Below are 18514 nucleotides of genomic sequence, written 5' to 3'. Positions count from 1 at the left end.
TCTTAATTAAATATAAAAGATACTATTTTATAAAGATGACCTTTTATACGATCTAACTAAAGATCAAATAAATTATGGCTAGTGTAAAATTATGTACTCCCAGGTTGAATTTAAAGTCTTATTACCTTGAATAAAATTTAAAAAAGGACTTATGCTATTTTCATTATATGATGAAGAAATCAACTTTATCATTCGTATTTCCTAAGATGGTTGATAAGTGTTTAAAATTACTATTTAATAATTATTTTAAACTGTTCTTCGCTTCCGTCGCTTCTGATTATTTGTAGCATATATACCCCGGATCCCAGATACATTGCCGGAATTACATAACCATTAGTAACCAGTAAATCTTTAGGTTTAAAAGATCTAATTTCAAGACCATTAATGCTAAATAAATACATTTCTGTGATATTCGTCTTGGAAGTCAGAAAAGTAATTTCTTCGTAGTTATACAAAGGATTAGGAAATAATACTTCTTTTATTTCAGGATTAATTACATCCGGATTTTCATCTATTGAATCTTCTGCTTTAACTGAGAAAGCCATGGTATTTGTTCTTCCTTTAACCCCATTTCCTGACCTAAAACTATAGGGAGTTCCTTCCAGGATATAATTTCCTTCTACTAACGTTTTACCTTGAACTAGATTTGTTCCCCGGTCGCCAAATAAAAGATAAGGTACGGTATTTTCAGTTCGAACTTCTTCTATCGGACCGGTCAATTTAAATTTTACACTTCCAATTATTTCAGGTTTGGTAACTGCCTTTATAGTTATCTTAATGTTTTTATAGTCTTTATTCTTTAAGACCGTATCGTTTACTAATTCCGTTATAAATTCGTTGCTATCTGCATTGACGATATTATAAGTTATTAATTGTAAGTTAGGATTTTCTACAGCTATCGCTACCGTAGCAGTAGCAGTATCACCATTTTCGTTTTGAATAGTATAGGTGAATGCATCATCACCTACATAATCCGTTCTTGGAATGTAACTTACGCTATTATTTGTCGTATTTAATTCTACCATCCCAAACTGTGGGTTTGTTACAGAGATAATCTTTAAATTCTGTCCGTTTGGATCCGTATCGTTATTTAATAAATCTGTTATGATCAAGGTGATATTTCGATTAGTCCGATAAAAATCTTCTACCGCAACAGGATTTAAAATTACATTCAAAGTAAAAGTTGCAGAAACTTCATTTCCATTTAAGTCCGTTGCCTTAACTAATAAAGCTACATCTGCGTCAATAGTATCCGGTGCTACTCCGGTAATGATTCCCAGTTCTGCATCTATTGCCAACCATGCATTGACATCTTGATCTACACCCTCTATGGTGTAACTTAATTTATTACCTGGAAAACCTATATTGAAAGAAGAAGTGATGTCGTATGAAAAAGCTTCTTTGGACCGAACAGTTTTATCATCAATTTGCGTAGCCGATGGTAAGATTTCAGGTCTTATGTTTATAAAATAGAATACATTATCGTTCCAGTCACAGTTGGCCGAAGCAGCACCACAACCATTTCCTATAAAATCTTGAACAACAATATATTCATTAGGAACAATATTTCCACTTCTGTCATACACCTTATAGGTTCGCACTCCCAATAGATCAGGACGGTCATTATCTAAAGTATTCCCTCCGGTAGTAGCATATCTATTGGCTATTGCAATCCTAAAAGGTCCTTCTATACTAGTTGCTATATCTGAATTTATCAGGTTTCCCGCATTATTTTTTGGTAATAAACTTTGATACCAGGGCGTTCCGTGAGTAAAATCCATAGATCCTACGATTTCTCTGCTATTTGGCTTTAAAAAACGAGCTCCATTACGATCGCGACCATGTAAAGCTGATAACTGAAAGCCAATTACCGGTTGACTCGGATCTGCCTGAACAAAATTAGAAGATAAAATTAAGTCTCCTTCATTACCGGCATTCACATTAGCTTCTGTAGGAAAGCTAGAACTAGGCCTTGTAGGGTTGGGATTAGGCGGCTCAATGGTACCTAGATCATTAACCAGGCTTAACATGTTACTTTGAAAACCGAAAGATTCAAAAACCTGCTGTGCTGTCAATTCGTTATCTCCCTCTAGGCTTCTCATAAATGCACTATTAAAAGTAACAGTTTGAATACCGTTTAGAGCATTTGATTTTATAAAACAATCGGAAGGTGCTACACTTTTATCACCCCGCGTTCGTATAAAAGTTATTTCCACATCTCGAAATTTATTAGGAGCAATGGTTACAGGTAACTGAATATCGGCTTCTCCTGGTTTTTCTACAAAATCAAAAACAAAATCATCTTTATTTTCAAAAGCAATATCACCAATTTGAAGTGGTGTACTACCTGTATTGCTAAGTCTCATTATATTAGAATCATGCAACTGAACAAAGCTGGATTTAACACCTACGTTATGGAAGGTAAAGAAATCATCTCCAGGAAAACTTCGATTAGTTCCTGGTATTTTAGTTAGGTTTTCTATGGCTAAAACTCCTTCGGAAGTACCAATAATAGAAATAGTAAAAGTTTCTTTTGTTGTATTACCATAGGTATCAATAGTGGTTACTTCCAAATTATAAGTACCTGGCTTATCTAAAGTAAATGGTGCTGTATAATCCGTACTGGCACCGCCATCTATTTGATATTCCAAATTGGTAATAGATCCGTTAGCACTTCTTGCTGTTGCAGAGATAGTGATTTCAGCACTATTTAAAAAGATATTTTCAGCTAAAGCTTCACCTTTATAAGATACATTAATAATCGGAGCAACCAGTGTTTCGTCTACAGGAGCTAAACGTATATAATTAATTTTAGCATTATCGCCTTCTTCATTTAAGCGTAACCTTACGATTCCATCCGTAACTAAGATATTACCTCTGTTCACGAAATTAGCTAGTCCTTCCGGGTTATCCTTTTCCTGATCCCAGTTTACAATAGTTAAGTCATTAACATCAAAGACATGTTTACTGTCGGAAAAATTAGGATCTCCAACACTAATTTCAACTTCATAAGCCCCATTAGGCACTTTGACTAACCAGTCTCTGAGAGGATATATACGACTATTACGATGTCCGACTACAGAATGAGTGGATAATAATTGATCGTCAAGCGGACCTAAATCCCGGTCTCTAGCATTTACCTCTGCACTAACTGGGGTAAGCGTACCTGGTTCTACCCATCCGAAAGTAAATGTATTACCGTTTGATGTCCGGGTACCGTAAGGCAATCCTATATCATCTGTATACCCTATAGGCGAAGGTGTACCTTCCCCCTGTTTTCTGAAATTAAACTGATAGGTATACTCTATCTCTTCATTAACAGGAATGACATTTTCTAATAAAAACATATAATCCTGGTAGTCTCCGTTGTTAGCATCTTCAAAAAACACTAAAAAGCTATTAGGCACTGGAACACCATTCCTGTTTTTTACCGGATATACCCGGGTACGATGCGCTACTCCACCTGTATTGTATACATCTTGCGAATAATTAAACCTTTTAAAAGATTTAGATTCATGAAAAATTCCAAAGATTTGATTATTAGGGTTAAATAAATCTGTTCCTCTTTCTAAGGGAGGAAAAAGCCTTTGAGCATTTCTTAAGCCGGATGCAATGGCACCTACTTCAAATCTTCTGACTTCATCCGTTACAGTATACCATCCGAATGGTAACTCTTCAGCAGGTGAATACCTGGCTAGTGCAGTAATTTTTACCCTACTTTTTCCTTCTTGTTTTCTCCAGCGTTGTACCGGTACTTCTTCACCCTGTAGTTCCGGATCTACATTATTTGCTAAAGTGGTCCAGCCTACATCTATATTATATCCTAACACATCAACAACATCCTGTAGGGTCGGTTCACGAGAACCTTCTAGTCCTAACTTCTTTAAACCGAATAACCCGATTTCCAATTCGTTAGAGGGTTGACTTGTACTACGGATCACTAATTTTGCGTCCTGATAACCAATATCCTGTTGGTTAAGTTGCGGTCGGTAAATAACGTCGATAGAAATCGTCTGTTCCGGAGTAATAATAAAAGGTATATCGCCAATAATCTGGAATTGATTTGAAAAAGTTCCTTCAATAACAATCTCATTAATAAAAACAGCCCGTGTACCATAATTAGTAACTTGAATTGCTTTTGTCTCTGTATTAGGAGCCTGATTGTTAATGACAACTTCAAAAATTAATTCTTTGGTATCTAAACGCAATCTTCCTCCCGTGGCGGCAGGTATATCTGCCCTTAATAATGTCAGTCCTGCTTGTCCGTCGCCATCCCTATCATATTCAGAAACATATAAATTACCTGTTAAGGGATCTTCTATAATATCTAACGGATCATCGAATGCACGTAACCCCGGAATATCTGTATAGACTTCTTGAATATTACCGTTTGCAGTTGGATTTAAAGTAATAATATCATCCTGCCCACTAAAACGGGTAACCATTAATAACTTTTTTAAGACTCCCTGAAAAGCATTACTCTTATATTCTATAACTCCATTAGGAGACTTATTTTTGTCAAAGTCATATGCAGGCAAACGATAATTAGGATCCGGACCTACGCTAGCGGGATATTTTCTTACATCAATATAGCCATTTTTGATCTGTCCGAATACATTGCTATAGGGCTTACCTCCATTATTCAAAACAAACTCGCCCCGATAGGGATTAGGATGACCATGGTAAGAACCTCCTCTTGAAGTAAATAACCAGTCTTTTTGGGTCTCACCGCCCAGAACTGAAGGAGTCGATGGTATGGTAGTCAAAAGATCTAATCTTTTAGCGAGGGGATAATCACTGGTTGAAGGAGTATTAGGAGAATTAAAATTATTTCCTGCAGTACCATTAGTGGGAATATATAGCCATCCGTTAGAATGCCAAACTAAATCATAAGCATTTCTAATACCTGAGGCAAAAACTGTCAAAGGCGAATTAATAGCATAAGGATTATAGGTTCCGTCACTCATGGTGATAGCATCGGTAGGAGCACTATTGATAACTTGAATGTTATCTGTAGTATATGCATCCAGCGGTAAGGAAGTTAACTTAGTTAAATCTAACTTTAATACCGCAGCGGCAAGTAATCTTTCAGGCCTGTTTGCCCAATTGGGATCAGGAGCTCCCCCCGCAGTATTACTACCCTGACTGATATATAAATTTCCTTCTTTATCAAAAGTTATACTATTTGTTAAATGATCTTTGGCTGAACGAGGCAAATGAATAACAATATCTTGTACCTGAGAAAAATTAGGTCCGCTTAACCTGGTAAGCACCCCGTCCCATTCGGGACCATTAGTAATAGAAGCTTCACTATGGGTAACATACACAACCGGATTATTTCGATTAGAGTTAGGGTCAAAGGTAAGTCCTATAATTAATCTGTTATCAGAACTGGGAACTCCGGTAACCGGATGTATCGAACCTTTTAAATCCGGTGAAAAAATTTTTAAGTTAGACAATGTACCATCAGCTAACATATCCCACCGGTAAATTTGCCCATCCGATTGAAAATCTCCAATAGTACTGGCATACAATCTACCATCAGGACCAATAGCTAAGCTGGAAAATCTTTGATTTAGTGTTCCATCACCAAGTGCTGTACCAGATACTTTAGTAAAAGAAACGTTAGACAGATCCCGGTCCGTAGAACTTTTAAAAGAAGCTTCGCCGGTTTCAAAAGTAGATTCAAAAGGTAAAAATGATAAACGATCATTTATATTACCAATTCTATTTGCCTGTAATCCGCTGGTTATTCTAAATATATACTTAGTAAACTCCTTTAACCTATTGATAGGTGTTAAAGTGATAGCGTCTCCCCCACCGGTATCATTGGAGTTAGAAGGAATTAGAAATTCTCCCTGATCGTTAATTTCATATAAATTAACATTTCCTGCCAATGTCCTAAAATCTAATTCATAATTAGGAGGAGTTACAATTTCCACATTAATTTGAAAATCATTTATAGAGACATTTACCGCGTTATTTACAGGGGTAACGTTTTTAAAGAAAGGTTGATTTTGAGCAAAAGCAGACGAAAAAAATACGTTCGCTACAAGTAATGTTATAAATAGAAAGCTTTTATAACAGGTTCGAATTAGTAATGCTTTTAGCATAGTAATTTTTTTGGTTGTCACCGTTATCCGGAAACTTTATCATTCAATTTTAAATCATTAAATTTTCAAATCAATATGTTACTAGTACATTGAATTTCAAACTTATTTTTCAAAAAGGGGGGCACCAACTTTTGGATTTCTACCGCAAAAATACTATTTAATTTATAAAATAAAATTTAGAATAAAAGATTTATTTGAAAGGAGAAAACATAATAGGTAAACAGTTAATTTCTTAATGAAAACAACTAAACCTTCGATTATTTCATAATAATAACTTAATAAAAACCTTCCTTTTAAAATTTAATCCCCCACTCAATTGTATTTTAATCTCTATAAAACAGTATTTATGTATGGCTAAGATATAATAAAATTACGGTTTGTCAATCCAAAATGTTAAAAATTTTATGTTAACAACTTACGGATATTTACGTTTTTACCAACGTTATTCTTTACGTACGCCTATATATAACGATTTTCTATAATTTGCGCATGATGTTTCAAATGTCCTGATATTATATAGCCCATAGCACGAACACTAATAGGATGGTGATTTGCAATTCCGGTATTTAATAAGGACTTGTCAGTAAAAGATTTAAATAATACAATACTACTTTGTCTTACGGCAGTAAAACTTTCTATTAAGTCTTCTTTAGTCATTTCATTCGCATAAGAATAGGTTACGTAATCATCTTGTTCAAAACCGGGGATGGGGGTTTGGTCTTCTCTGGCAAAACGTAAGGAACGGTAGCAAAAAATTCGTTCGGTATCGATTATATGTTGTACCACTTCTGCAATGGTCCATTTATCCTGTGCATAAGCATATGTCCATTTTGAAACAGGTATGGATTCCATAAGATTCTGAAAATTTACTTTACCTTGTATTAAACCCTTGATGATATCTATTTCAGAACATTTATCAATATAATTCTGATAAAAAGAAGGGCATTCTTCTAAATCAAGTTGAATTTTTACTTCATCACTAAAGTTCATAGTAGTTCCTTTTATTTTAGTTGATAAAGATAATAACTATACATACTTACAAAATAGAAATTACAGTTTTATATTATACTTTTGCGTGATGGGAAGAAAAAGAAGAAATCAGGTTTTTTCTGAAATTTTAATTATTGATGCCGGAGCAAAAGGAAAAAGTATTGGTAAAGCTCCTGATGGTAAAATTATTTTGGTAAATAATGCCGTACCCGGAGATATTGTTACTATTCAAACAACCAGAAAGAGAAAAGCATACTACGAAGGTACTGCTACAGATTTTCATAAATTATCTGATAAGCGAACCACTCCAAAGTGTCCTCACTTCGGAACTTGCGGCGGATGTAAATGGCAACATATGGAGTACCGGAACCAACTTTTTTACAAACAAAATGAAATTCAAAATAACTTACTTCGTATTGCTCAGATAGATCTACCTGAACTTATGCCCATCCTGCCATCTGATCAGATTTATTTTTATAGAAATAAAATGGAATTCTCTTTTAGTGATAACAGGTGGCTTTCGCTAGAAGAAATTAATAGTGAAAAGAGAATTCAGGATAAAAATGCGCTCGGTTTTCATATGCCGGGAATGTGGGATAAAATTCTGGATATAGATGTATGCTATTTGCAGAGAGACCCGAGTAATCAAATTAGAAACAAAGTAAAAGAGTTTGCCTTAGCCAATAATATATCATTTTTTGATATAAAGAATCAGCAAGGAGCTTTACGAACTTTAATGATCAGAACTTCTTCTACTGGTCAAATTATGGTATTAATTCAGTTTTATGAAGATGATATTACTAAAAGAAATTTACTATTAGATTATATTAAGCAAAGTTTTCCGGAAATTACATCACTATTATATGTTATTAACAAGAAAGGGAACGATACTATTTATGACCAGGACGTAATTTGCTATCATGGCGAAGATCATATTATAGAAAAAATGGAAGATTTACAGTTTAAAATTGGTCCTAAATCATTTTATCAAACCAATTCCGAACAAGCTCAAGTGTTATATGAGGTTACCAGGAATTTTGCGGATTTAACCGGAAATGAAATTGTATACGACTTATATACCGGTACAGGCACCATTGCTCAGTTTGTTGCTAAAAAAGCTAAACAAGTTGTAGGTATTGAATCCGTACCTGAAGCGATCGAAGATGCATATGCCAATGCTAAAATTAATAATATTGAGAACGTAAAGTTTTTTGCCGGTGATATGAAAAAGATATTTACGGATGCCTTTATTGAAGAGAATGGTACACCGGATGTCATCATTACCGACCCTCCCCGAGACGGAATGCATAAAGATGTAATTGCTCAACTACTAAAAATCAAAGCCCCTAAAATCGTATACGTGAGTTGTAATAGTGCAACGCAAGCTAGGGATCTAGCGTTATTAGATAGTATATATATGGTAACGAATGTACAACCGGTAGATATGTTCCCTCAGACTTTTCATTGTGAAAATGTTGTTTTATTAAAACTAAGAACAGATGGTTAAAAAGTTAGTATTGTTAAGTGTACTCTTTTACGGAATTGCCATTATTCACAGTAGTTGTGAACGTGACGATATTTGTGCGGAAGATACGTTAACTACCCCGAATCTAATCATACGTTTTGTGGATATGAATACCGGAACCGAACCTAAAAGCCCTAATGAGCTACTTCTTTTACCTATTGGATTTGAAGATAGTATCGTTTTTTCAACAAATGTGGATTCTATCGTAATACCTTTACGAACGGATGCGGATATTACTAATTACGAATTTATTATTGATGCTGATACTACAGATGATGCAACGATTCCCAACCGGGATACCTTAAGTTTCCAATACACCGTAGAACAGGAGTATTTAAGTAGTGCCTGCGGATTTAGAGCTACTTTTAACGGTCTTACTTTTACCCCTCCCAGCTCAGATAGTTTTGAGGATGACAATACCTGGATAAGAGAAATTACCATAGAAAATACAGATATTATAAATGAACAAGATACGCACGTTTTTATTCTTTTCTAGCTTACTATTTGCTGTAATTTCCGGAAACGCACAGGAAGAGGACATTATAGAGGAGGAAAAAGAAAAGATAACACCTATAGATACGCTTCCTCCGGGAGAAAAGTATGGTTTGCGTTTGGGAATTGACTTAAGCCGTATCGTGCGAACTCAGTATAGCGAAGATTATGAAGGATTTGAGGTAGTAGCAGACTATAGGATATACCGTAAGTTTTATATTGCCGGAGAAGTAGGCAATGAATCTTTATTAAGGGATGAAGAAAACATTAATGTAGAAGGTTCCGGAACTTATTTTAGGGTTGGAGTGGATTATAATACCTATAACAACTGGTACGGTATGCAAAATCTAATTTTTGCAGGACTACGATTTGGTGCTACCACTTTTTCACAACGATTAAACAGTTATCGTATTTTTACCGGTACCTCCATATTTCCTAATCAAGAGATTACATCGGTAATAGAAGCTGATGATTTAAGTGCTAATTGGCTAGGTTTTATGGTTGGTCTTAAAGTTGAAACTCTTAAAAATCTATATCTGGGGGCAAGCGTCACTTTACGTAGATTATTTAATGAGGAACGACCCAGGGAATTTGATAATTTATTTATACCGGGGTTCGGTAGAACTAACGATTTTAGTAAATATAATGTAGGTTATGGATATACTATTAGTTATTTGATTCCGGTACAAAAAAAGAGAAGGTAGTTTGATATTTTTCCTTTCTTAAATTACACTGGTATTTCACTGAAGTCCTTATATACTTATTTATCATATTTTTAGATTAAAGATCGCTATCACTTCTAGAAACAAGAATCGGGACTAATTATTATAATACTTAAAATCAATATTGTAAATCATTAGTGTCTGGTAAAAATTCAAGACGCGCCTGCGGACGGGCAGGTCACTATCGCTTCTAGAAACAAGAATTAAGACTAATTATTATAGTATTAAAAATCAATATTGTAATAAATATTACATTAAAGAATAAATTACTTTTGAAAAAATAAAATAGCAACCTCTAAACAGTTCAAAGCTTGGGATTACTTTATTTACAATGTCTTTTAAACTTTTATTTATTTTACTTTGAAATTTTGAAATCCATACTTTTCATAGATCTATTAATTTCAGTAATATATCTAAAAAAAGAGCCATTGAAAACCAATGACTCTTTTAAAATTTAAGGCAAATAATACTTTAATTACCTATCTTCTTACAACAGCAACAGGATAATTTTGACCTCTATTTCTTAAGTTACCTCCACTTAATGGTGCTCCTTTTCTGGCATGTAAAATACCAGCTACATGAGGAGAAGCCATAGAAGTACCACTTATTGTGTTGTATCTTCCTCCAGGCCAAGTACTAAGCACACTGCTTCCGGTTGCAATTACATCTACCGTAGGTCTTCCGAAGTTAGAAAAACCTGAAAAGTCGAAGTTACAAGTCATAGAAGCTACCGTAAAGATATTGTTTCCGTTGATACAAGCAGGAGAATCATTTGAAGCATTTCTTGAAGAGTTACCTGCAGCAAGAGCAATACGGGTATTATTATTACCCATTCTGATTAAAGCCGATCTATACGGAGAAGTAGCAGCACATCTTGATCCGATAAATCCTCCTAAACTCATATTTACCACATCCCCGGGTAAATCGTTTGCACCTACATGGTTGATTGCTGCTAAGATAGCCGAAGAACTTGCTCCCCCTCTACAACCGAATACTCTTACTGGTACAACCGGAGCTCCTGCAGATACACCTACTACTCCAAAACCATTATTCTTCGCAGCTGCAGAACCGGCAACATGTGTTCCGTGACCATTACAATCATCCGGAGAACTACCTACAAAAGATCGCGCGTATCTCCTATCAGTAATTACATTAAGATCAGGATGATCTAAATCAATACCTGTATCGATAATCCAAATCCATGATTTAGCACCCGCACTATTTACAAAACCACCGGCTCGGTTAATCCCACAAGGTACGCGTTGCGCCATTTTTGTACTGAATCCGCTTTTAGTCTCTGCTTCCTCTACAATTACATCATCCATCGGATTTGGAACGATTTGATCATAATGGATAGATGCTACTGCCGGATTCTTTGAAAGTGCTACTAATTCTTCTTGAGAAATATCTTCTACAGAAACTCCTGTAAACTGAGAAGTATAGTAGTTAGACACTTTAGTTTGATCAAAATCCGAAATAGAGAGTGTAGACTTAATTTGTTTAACAGTTTCTACTGCAATATCCCGAGAAGCTTTTGACTTGGCATCACGAGAAGTAAATGATTTGTTTGAGAGAAGTTCAGAGGTAGGTTTAATTTTATTATCTAACATGATAATATAACTTCCTTCAATAATTTCACCTTCTATTTCTACTGGTGAAACAAGGGATTCAACTACATCATTTTCAACTTTTTCGTCTTGGCATGATGTAAATACTAATCCTGCTAACAGCGAACATGCTGTAATACGTTTTAAATTTTTCATCTTAAATGAGTTTGTATTATGATATTTCAAATGTAAACATTAACATTTGAAATGTAAAGCTCAAAAATTAAGATAAGTGTTCTAACAAGATTTCAAGACTTGATAGAAGATAATTTAAATTCACACAATAAATCGTATTTAAATTTACTTGAACATTTGTTAGTAAATATAAAATAAGCAGTCTACAGAAATTCAATTATTTTATAATCCAAGAGTAATATCTTTTATTTCCCTCATCTAAATGTAAAGAGTTTTAAATTTTAACTTAAATTTAACCTTCAAAAATCATAAATTCCGACTAATCACTATTGAATTTATGTTAAAACAGCTATAAAATAGCTGTTTTTTAACTTTGTTAAAACTCATAAAGAACTGTTGTTAGTTATTAAAAATGTAGAATATTACAACTTATATGTAAAACTGTTTATACTTTAATAGGTAAGAACACGATAAGAATTGATGGTTTTAATGTTGATTATACTTTTTCTTCTTAGAACCAGCATAAATTTTATAATTCAATAAACGAGATTCCAGTTTAGCATTAAACATTTTAATTTTTCGTGACGGTCTTAATCCTACGTATTTAATAGCTTCCAGGTTAGAAGTAATGAACCAGCAGTTACTATTTAAATATTTATTCTTTAAGGTATCTCCTATTTGTTTATAAAAAGTTTCTTCATCTATCTTTAAACGCTCTCCATAAGGAGGGTTAAATACTATAAAAACAGCAGCTTCCTCCTTTTTGTGACTGGTAAAAAAATCTTTTTCTTCTAAAGTAATAAACTCGGAAAGGTTTGCATTTTTAATATTGGTTTGTGCCTTTTCTAATGTATCACTATCTATATCATAACCTTTTACCTGATGGTTAAAATCTCTGACCTTTTGCAGACAACTCTTTTCAATTTTATCATATAAATCCATATCCCAATCCAGCCATTTTTCAAAAGCAAACTCTTTTCTATTAATATTAACCGGAATATTACAAGCAATCATTACTGCCTCAATCAATATAGTTCCACTACCACACATAGGATCTAGAAAATGAGTTTGACCCTTCCAGCCCGCTTGTAATAATAATCCTGCGGCCAAAACTTCATTGATAGGTGCTAGGTTTGTCTTGACCCGATATCCTCGTTGGTGTAAAGAATTTCCCGAACTATCCAAAGAGATTACGCAGGTATTATGTTTTATGTACACATCAATAATTAAATCAGGATCATCCAATTCGACATCGGGGCGAACTCCGGTATGATCCCTAAATTGGTCAGCTATGGCATCTTTTGTTTTTAAATTCACAAAACCGGAATGAGTAAAGGTTTCGGAATGAACGGTAGACTGTACCCTAAAACTATCTGAGCTGTCCAGATAATCCTGCCAATCGATGGAACTTACCAGGTTGTACAATTGTTTTTCGTTCTTAACAAAACCGCTACGTAAGGGTTTTAAAATACGTAAAGCAGTTCGTAAGCAAAGATTAGCTTTATAAATAAATCCGGTATCTCCAAAAAACTTCACCATTCTATTACCTTGTGAAATTTTTATTGCGCCTAAAGCTCTCAATTCATTAGCTAAAATTTCTTCAAAACCAAAGAAAGTCTTAGCCACCATTTCAAATTGTTCGTTTGATTGTGTCATTTTATATATAAAGCCGGAATTACTTAATTTCTCTTATGGAAATAGCAAAAATACTTTAATTTTGAGCCCTATGCTAAAGAATCCACAAGATTGGTTTCAAACCTGGTTTGACACCCCTTATTACCATATACTTTATAAAGAACGAAACTATAAAGAAGCTCAAAATTTCATGAACAACTTAACAAGTTATTTAAAACTTGTTAAGGACGATCAGGTCCTGGACCTTGCCTGCGGTAGAGGAAGGCATAGTTTATATTTAGGTACTTTAGGCTATAATGTAACAGGTATTGACCTATCTGAAAGAAATATTGATTATGCCCAAAAATTTGCCAGCGATAATGTTCAATTTAAAGTTCATGACATGCGCTTTCCTTATCCCAATCGTTTTAAGGCTGTTTTTAATCTATTTACCAGTTTCGGATACTTTGAAAATGAAGCGGATAACGAACAAACCATAGCTTCTATTAAAAAAAACATAGCGGATGGCGGAAGGGGTGTGATTGATTTTATGAATACGGAATACGTTATTAAAAATTTGGTAAGGAAAGAAATAAAAGTAGTAGATCATATTAAATTTCACATAAAAAGATATATACAGGATGACTACATTATTAAAGAAATTAAATTTACCGACGGGGATCAATCTTACTTTTATACGGAAAAAGTGAAAATTATAACCCTAGAAAAGTTCAAAACATATTTTAAAAATTGTAATATCGAACTGATTGATACTTTTGGGAATTATGAATTACAAGCTTTTCATAAAGAACATTCTCCAAGACTTATTTTAGTTTTTAAATAATGATGATTTATATAGTATCTATTATTGCGGTTTTAGTTGGATTTCTAGTTATTCTTATTTTAAAACCTAAAAAACAAAGTAATTTAAAATTTTTGCTGGCCTTTAGTGGAGCATTTCTGCTTGCAATAACCGTATTTAACTTATTACCCGAATTATTTTCACATGAAGGCACTACGAAGCACTTCGGAGTTTGGATAATGACGGGAATCTTACTACAAAAAGTTTTAGAGTATTTATCTAAAGGGGTAGAACACGGTCATATCCACGTAAATAAAAATGTGACCAACCTTCCTATAACGATCTATATTAGTTTATGTATTCATGCTATTTTAGAGGGTTTTCCATTACATTATAACGAAGATTTATTTCATGGTGTAGTCATTCATAAAATTCCGGTTGCTATGATTTTAAGCACCTTTCTCATACGGTCGAAGATTAGTACTCCTAAAACTATAGTGTACTTACTACTTTTTTCCTTAATGACTCCTGTAGGTACCTGGATGGCAATTCATATTAGTTTTTTGCAAGACTTCTATCATGAGATAACTGCTTTGGTCATTGGTATTTTCCTTCATGTTTCTACTACTATTTTATTTGAAAATAATGAAGGGCATACATTTAATATAACCAAACTATTAGTTATTCTTCTGGCAACAACCATTGCCTATTTTTTATAACTAAAAGACATCAATGTCTGGTAAAGATTAAAGACCCGCCTGCAGACGGGCAGGTCGCTATCGCTTCTAGAAACAAGAATCAAGACTAATTATGGTAATGTTGAAAATCAATAAGTATAACTAAAATACATTAATGTAATCATAATTTTATCATCCCTCATGGTAGAAGACAAAAATGTATTTTAGTTATTTTGAAGATTATTTAGGGGTTAATCATGAAAATGATTGTTTGAACTAAATAATGTTAGAAGAACTTTACTTATCCTAGAACCTCAGCAACCTTTTTACCTATTTCGGCAGGAGAGTCCACTACATGGATTCCGCAGTCTCTCATAATTGCTTTTTTTGCAGCAGCCGTATCTTCACTACCTCCTACGATAGCCCCCGCATGTCCCATGGTACGACCTGCCGGAGCAGTTTCACCTGCAATAAAACCAACAACCGGTTTTTTACTTCCGCTTTCTTTATACCATTTGGCAGCATCCGCTTCTAACTGACCTCCGATTTCACCAATCATGACAACACAACTGGTTTCCGGATCGTTAATTAATAATTCCACAGCTTCTTTAGTAGTTGTTCCAATGATTGGGTCTCCACCAATTCCAATAGCCGTGGTAATTCCCAAATCTTGCTTTACCACTTGGTCAGCAGCTTCATACGTCAGCGTACCTGATTTAGAAACAATTCCTACGTTTCCTTTTTTAAATACAAAACCGGGCATGATACCCACTTTAGCTTCTCCTGGAGTAATTACCCCGGGGCAGTTAGGACCTATTAAACGACAATCTTTATTTTTAATATAAGCTGCTGCCTTAATCATATCAGCGACGGGAATACCTTCAGTAATAGTAATTATTACTTTAATACCAGCATCTGCCGCTTCCATAATAGCATCCGCAGCAAAAGCAGGCGGTACAAAAATAATGGTAGTATCCGCACCTACTTCTTTTACCGCATCTTCAACCGTATTAAAAACCGGTTTATCTAAATGAGTTTGTCCACCTTTACCCGGAGTTACCCCTCCTACTACATTCGTACCATATTCAATCATTTGACTGGCATGAAAGGTACCTTCACTTCCGGTAAATCCCTGGACAATTATATTCGAATTTTTATCTACTAAAACACTCATTTTTTAAATTTTAATTTTTGCTGCTCAAATGTACGGTTTTGACAACTATTGGTAAAATGAAAAAAGTATATTTTTTCATAAGTGCCCGGTAAAGGTACAAGATCGTTATCGCTTCTAGAATCAAGATTCAAGACTGGTCATATAATATTGAAAATCAACATTATATAATTATTAAAGTTCAAAAATTAAATTACTTTTAAAAAAGTAAAAAAGTAACCTCCAAATACTTTAAAGTTTGGAATCACCTTATTTTACTAGGCTTTATAAACTTTTATTTATTCTAATAGGACGCAATAATACTATTTAAGGAATCAAAGATATTGCGGTTTACAAAAGTACAAACGGGTTTACAGAAATATACGGACAAGATTAAAAGCTATCAAAACCCTTTTAATACCGGATTTTATATAGACCTACATCCATTTAAAACGGTTCATTTTTTACTAACTAAAAATCCAGATAATAGAAATACCTATTTCTTCTTTTTCATATGGTCAAGGATCTCAGGGATTTTCCGAATAGAAGCAATTTCTTTATATTTTTTTCTAAAATCATCCGCCGGGGTACCAAAATAACTTTTCCCTCCATCCAGTGATTTACTAATACCCGATTGTGCAGAAATGATAGCTTTAGAACCAATCGTAATACCACTGGTTACTCCTACCTGCCCCCATAGAGTGACATCATCTTCAATTACCACACATCCGGCAATACCCACCTGAGAGGCAATTAAACATTTTTTACCAATATTAGTATCATGACCAATATGCACCTGATTATCAATTTTAGTACCTTCTCCAATAGTTGTATCTCCGGTGACCCCACGGTCAATGGTACAACCAGCGCCAATATGAACTTTATCTTTTAATACTACCCTACCCCCGGATTTTAACTGATCGTAGCCTGTATCGCGCTTCTTATAATAAAATGCATCAGATCCAATTACCGTTCCTGCATGAATAGTAACATGATCACCAATCACTGTATGATCATAGATACTTACATTGGCATGAATTAAACAATGCTCCCCAATGCTTACATTATTTCCAATAAACACTCCCGGTTGCACAATTGTGCTATGACCTACCTTTGTTGATACAGGTTGCGTTTGTTCTACCTTTTGAAAAGGTCTGAAATACTCACTTAACGTATTAAAATCCCTAAAAGGGTCGTCCGAAATAAGCAATGCCTTTCCATCCGGACAATCAACTTTTTTATTTATTAAAACAATAGTAGCAGCACTTTCTAAAGCTTTAGCATAATATTTAGGATGATCTACAAATACGATATCACCTTCAGTGACTACATGAATTTCGTTCATTCCGTATACCGGAAAATCAGGAACACCTACATATTCCGAAGATATAATCGTAGCGATTTGCTGTAAGGTATGTGCCTGCGGGAATTTCATAGTCTTTTGTTAATGGTTGATTGTCAATAGTAGTCTGTATGTAGGTTTAAGATTTATAAAAAAGCTTATTATTTAATGAACTACCACTTAGCAGAGTCATTAAGATATCAGAAACAAGACCGCTTCCCTATAAGAATCAAGTAACAAGACTTTTTTGTCTATATCCTTGATTCTTGAGTCTAAAAGTCATGAATCTGTGCACTACACCCAAAGTAAAAACTTAAAGAATTCTTTTAATAAAATTATTATCTTCAAATACATTAAATGCCACTAGAATAGCTGAAACAAATTAGTAACTTAATATTGAGACAAAATTAAATTAATTAACAACGAAAATACATGAACTCTCAACTGACAACTATCGACTAACAATTAAAAATCACTCTTTAATTCGTTCTTTATATAAACCTTTTTCGGTTTCAATTTTAATTTTATCACCTTCATTGATAAAAAGAGGAACCATTACTTCTGCTCCTGTTTCTACCGTTGCCGGTTTGGTCGCATTGGTTGCCGTATTTCCTTTTACTCCAGGTTCGGTAGCCGTTACTTCCAAAATTACACTGGCAGGCATTTCGACTGATAGCGGCATTTGATCCTCAGAATTTATAATAACCGTAACTACTTCTCCTTCTTTTAAAAGTCCGGGTGCATCCAAAGTGGATTTTTCCAGGGTAATCTGGTTATAATCTTCTACATTCATAAAATGATAGGTGTCTCCTTCTGCATATAGATATTGAAATTTATGAGTTTCTACCCTTACATCTTCGATCTTGTGTCCTGCAGAAAATGTATTGTCAATTACTTTTCCAGTGGTTACACTTTTTAATTTAGTTCTTACAAACGCCGGACCCTTCCCTGGCTTTACATGAAGAAATTCTATTATTTTAAATATATCATGATTATATTTAATACATAATCCGTTTCTGATATCGCTGGTACTTGCCATTTTTATTTTTAGTTATTTGATTTTCTAAGTTATTTGTTATTAGGTTATTGAGTTATTAGGTTTTTAGTTATTAGGCACTAGCCAAAAGGCAATAGTTGTTTGTTATTGGGTTACTTTTTTTAGGCATTAGCCAAAAGTTAATAGGCACTAGTTATTTTTATTAGGTTATTAAATTACTGGTTATTTGCTATTAGGTTACTAGGCAAAAGTTACTTGTCATAATATGTAATTAGTTTGCTGAGTTGAAAACTAGTAGATACGAATTGTTTATTTAATTTTTCTTTAACCACATATGTCTTCATTTTT

At 34.0% G+C, this 18514-nt stretch carries 12 protein-coding genes; 5 read left to right on the top strand and 7 right to left on the bottom strand.

Annotation, left to right across the window (positions count from 1 at the left end):
- Positions 1 to 230 precede the first annotated feature (230 nt).
- Positions 231 to 6113 (bottom strand): Ig-like domain-containing protein, encoded by a 5883-nt coding sequence (locus NBT05_RS11155; protein ID WP_265769939.1) that lies wholly within the window; start codon positions 6111 to 6113, stop codon positions 231 to 233.
- A gap of 459 nt (positions 6114 to 6572) precedes the next feature.
- Positions 6573 to 7103, bottom strand: a complete 531-nt coding sequence (locus NBT05_RS11150; RefSeq protein WP_265769938.1) for a DinB family protein — start codon at positions 7101 to 7103, stop codon at positions 6573 to 6575.
- A gap of 88 nt (positions 7104 to 7191) precedes the next feature.
- Between NBT05_RS11150 and rlmD the strand changes: the two genes are divergently transcribed.
- The 3 genes from rlmD to NBT05_RS11135 are packed head-to-tail and all read left to right on the top strand — an operon-like array spanning position 7192 to position 9824.
- The gene (gene rlmD, locus NBT05_RS11145) at positions 7192 to 8610 is read left to right on the top strand and encodes a 23S rRNA (uracil(1939)-C(5))-methyltransferase RlmD (protein ID WP_265769937.1); all 1419 of its coding nucleotides are present in this window, start codon (positions 7192 to 7194) and stop codon (positions 8608 to 8610) included.
- Positions 8603 to 9124: a DUF6452 family protein gene (locus NBT05_RS11140; protein WP_265769936.1), complete on the top strand. Its 522-nt coding sequence runs from the start codon at positions 8603 to 8605 to the stop codon at positions 9122 to 9124. The genes rlmD and NBT05_RS11140 overlap by 8 nt, the downstream gene beginning before the upstream one ends.
- Positions 9090 to 9824 carry a DUF6048 family protein gene (locus NBT05_RS11135; protein WP_265769935.1) on the top strand — a complete coding sequence of 245 codons (735 nt, stop codon included), beginning with the start codon at positions 9090 to 9092 and terminating at the stop codon, positions 9822 to 9824. Before NBT05_RS11140 ends, NBT05_RS11135 begins: the two co-directional genes overlap by 35 nt.
- 497 nt (positions 9825 to 10321) lie before the next feature.
- Here NBT05_RS11135 and NBT05_RS11130 read toward each other — a convergent pair whose 3' ends face one another.
- On the bottom strand, positions 10322 to 11605 hold the full coding sequence (locus tag NBT05_RS11130) for a S8 family peptidase (protein WP_265769934.1): 1284 nt from the start codon (positions 11603 to 11605) through the stop codon (positions 10322 to 10324).
- A 465-nt stretch (positions 11606 to 12070) separates the two neighbouring features.
- Positions 12071 to 13240: a THUMP domain-containing class I SAM-dependent RNA methyltransferase gene (locus tag NBT05_RS11125; protein ID WP_265769933.1), complete on the bottom strand. Its 1170-nt coding sequence runs from the start codon at positions 13238 to 13240 to the stop codon at positions 12071 to 12073.
- Between the two features lie 70 nt (positions 13241 to 13310).
- Between NBT05_RS11125 and NBT05_RS11120 the strand changes: the two genes are divergently transcribed.
- A complete protein-coding gene (locus tag NBT05_RS11120; RefSeq protein ID WP_265769932.1) occupies positions 13311 to 14042 on the top strand; it encodes an SAM-dependent methyltransferase in 732 nt (243 codons plus the stop codon).
- The gene (locus NBT05_RS11115; protein ID WP_322874176.1) at positions 14042 to 14719 is read left to right on the top strand and encodes a ZIP family metal transporter; all 678 of its coding nucleotides are present in this window, start codon (positions 14042 to 14044) and stop codon (positions 14717 to 14719) included. The genes NBT05_RS11120 and NBT05_RS11115 overlap by 1 nt, the downstream gene beginning before the upstream one ends.
- Before the next feature lie 259 nt (positions 14720 to 14978).
- On the opposite strand, the gene sucD is transcribed toward NBT05_RS11115, so the two are convergent.
- From sucD to efp, 3 genes are all read right to left on the bottom strand, one after another.
- Positions 14979 to 15851: a succinate--CoA ligase subunit alpha gene (gene sucD, locus NBT05_RS11110; protein WP_265769931.1), complete on the bottom strand. Its 873-nt coding sequence runs from the start codon at positions 15849 to 15851 to the stop codon at positions 14979 to 14981.
- Between the two features lie 472 nt (positions 15852 to 16323).
- Positions 16324 to 17262 (bottom strand): UDP-3-O-(3-hydroxymyristoyl)glucosamine N-acyltransferase, encoded by a 939-nt coding sequence (locus NBT05_RS11105; protein WP_265769930.1) that lies wholly within the window; start codon positions 17260 to 17262, stop codon positions 16324 to 16326.
- Positions 17263 to 17641: 379 nt separating this feature from the next.
- Positions 17642 to 18208: an elongation factor P gene (gene efp / locus NBT05_RS11100; protein ID WP_265769929.1), complete on the bottom strand. Its 567-nt coding sequence runs from the start codon at positions 18206 to 18208 to the stop codon at positions 17642 to 17644.
- Positions 18209 to 18514: the final 306 nt, after the last annotated feature.

The sequence above is a fragment of the Aquimarina sp. ERC-38 genome, from assembly GCF_026222555.1.
Classification (GTDB): Bacteria; Bacteroidota; Bacteroidia; order Flavobacteriales; family Flavobacteriaceae; genus Aquimarina.
This window is presented reverse-complemented; position numbering and strand designations above follow the sequence as displayed.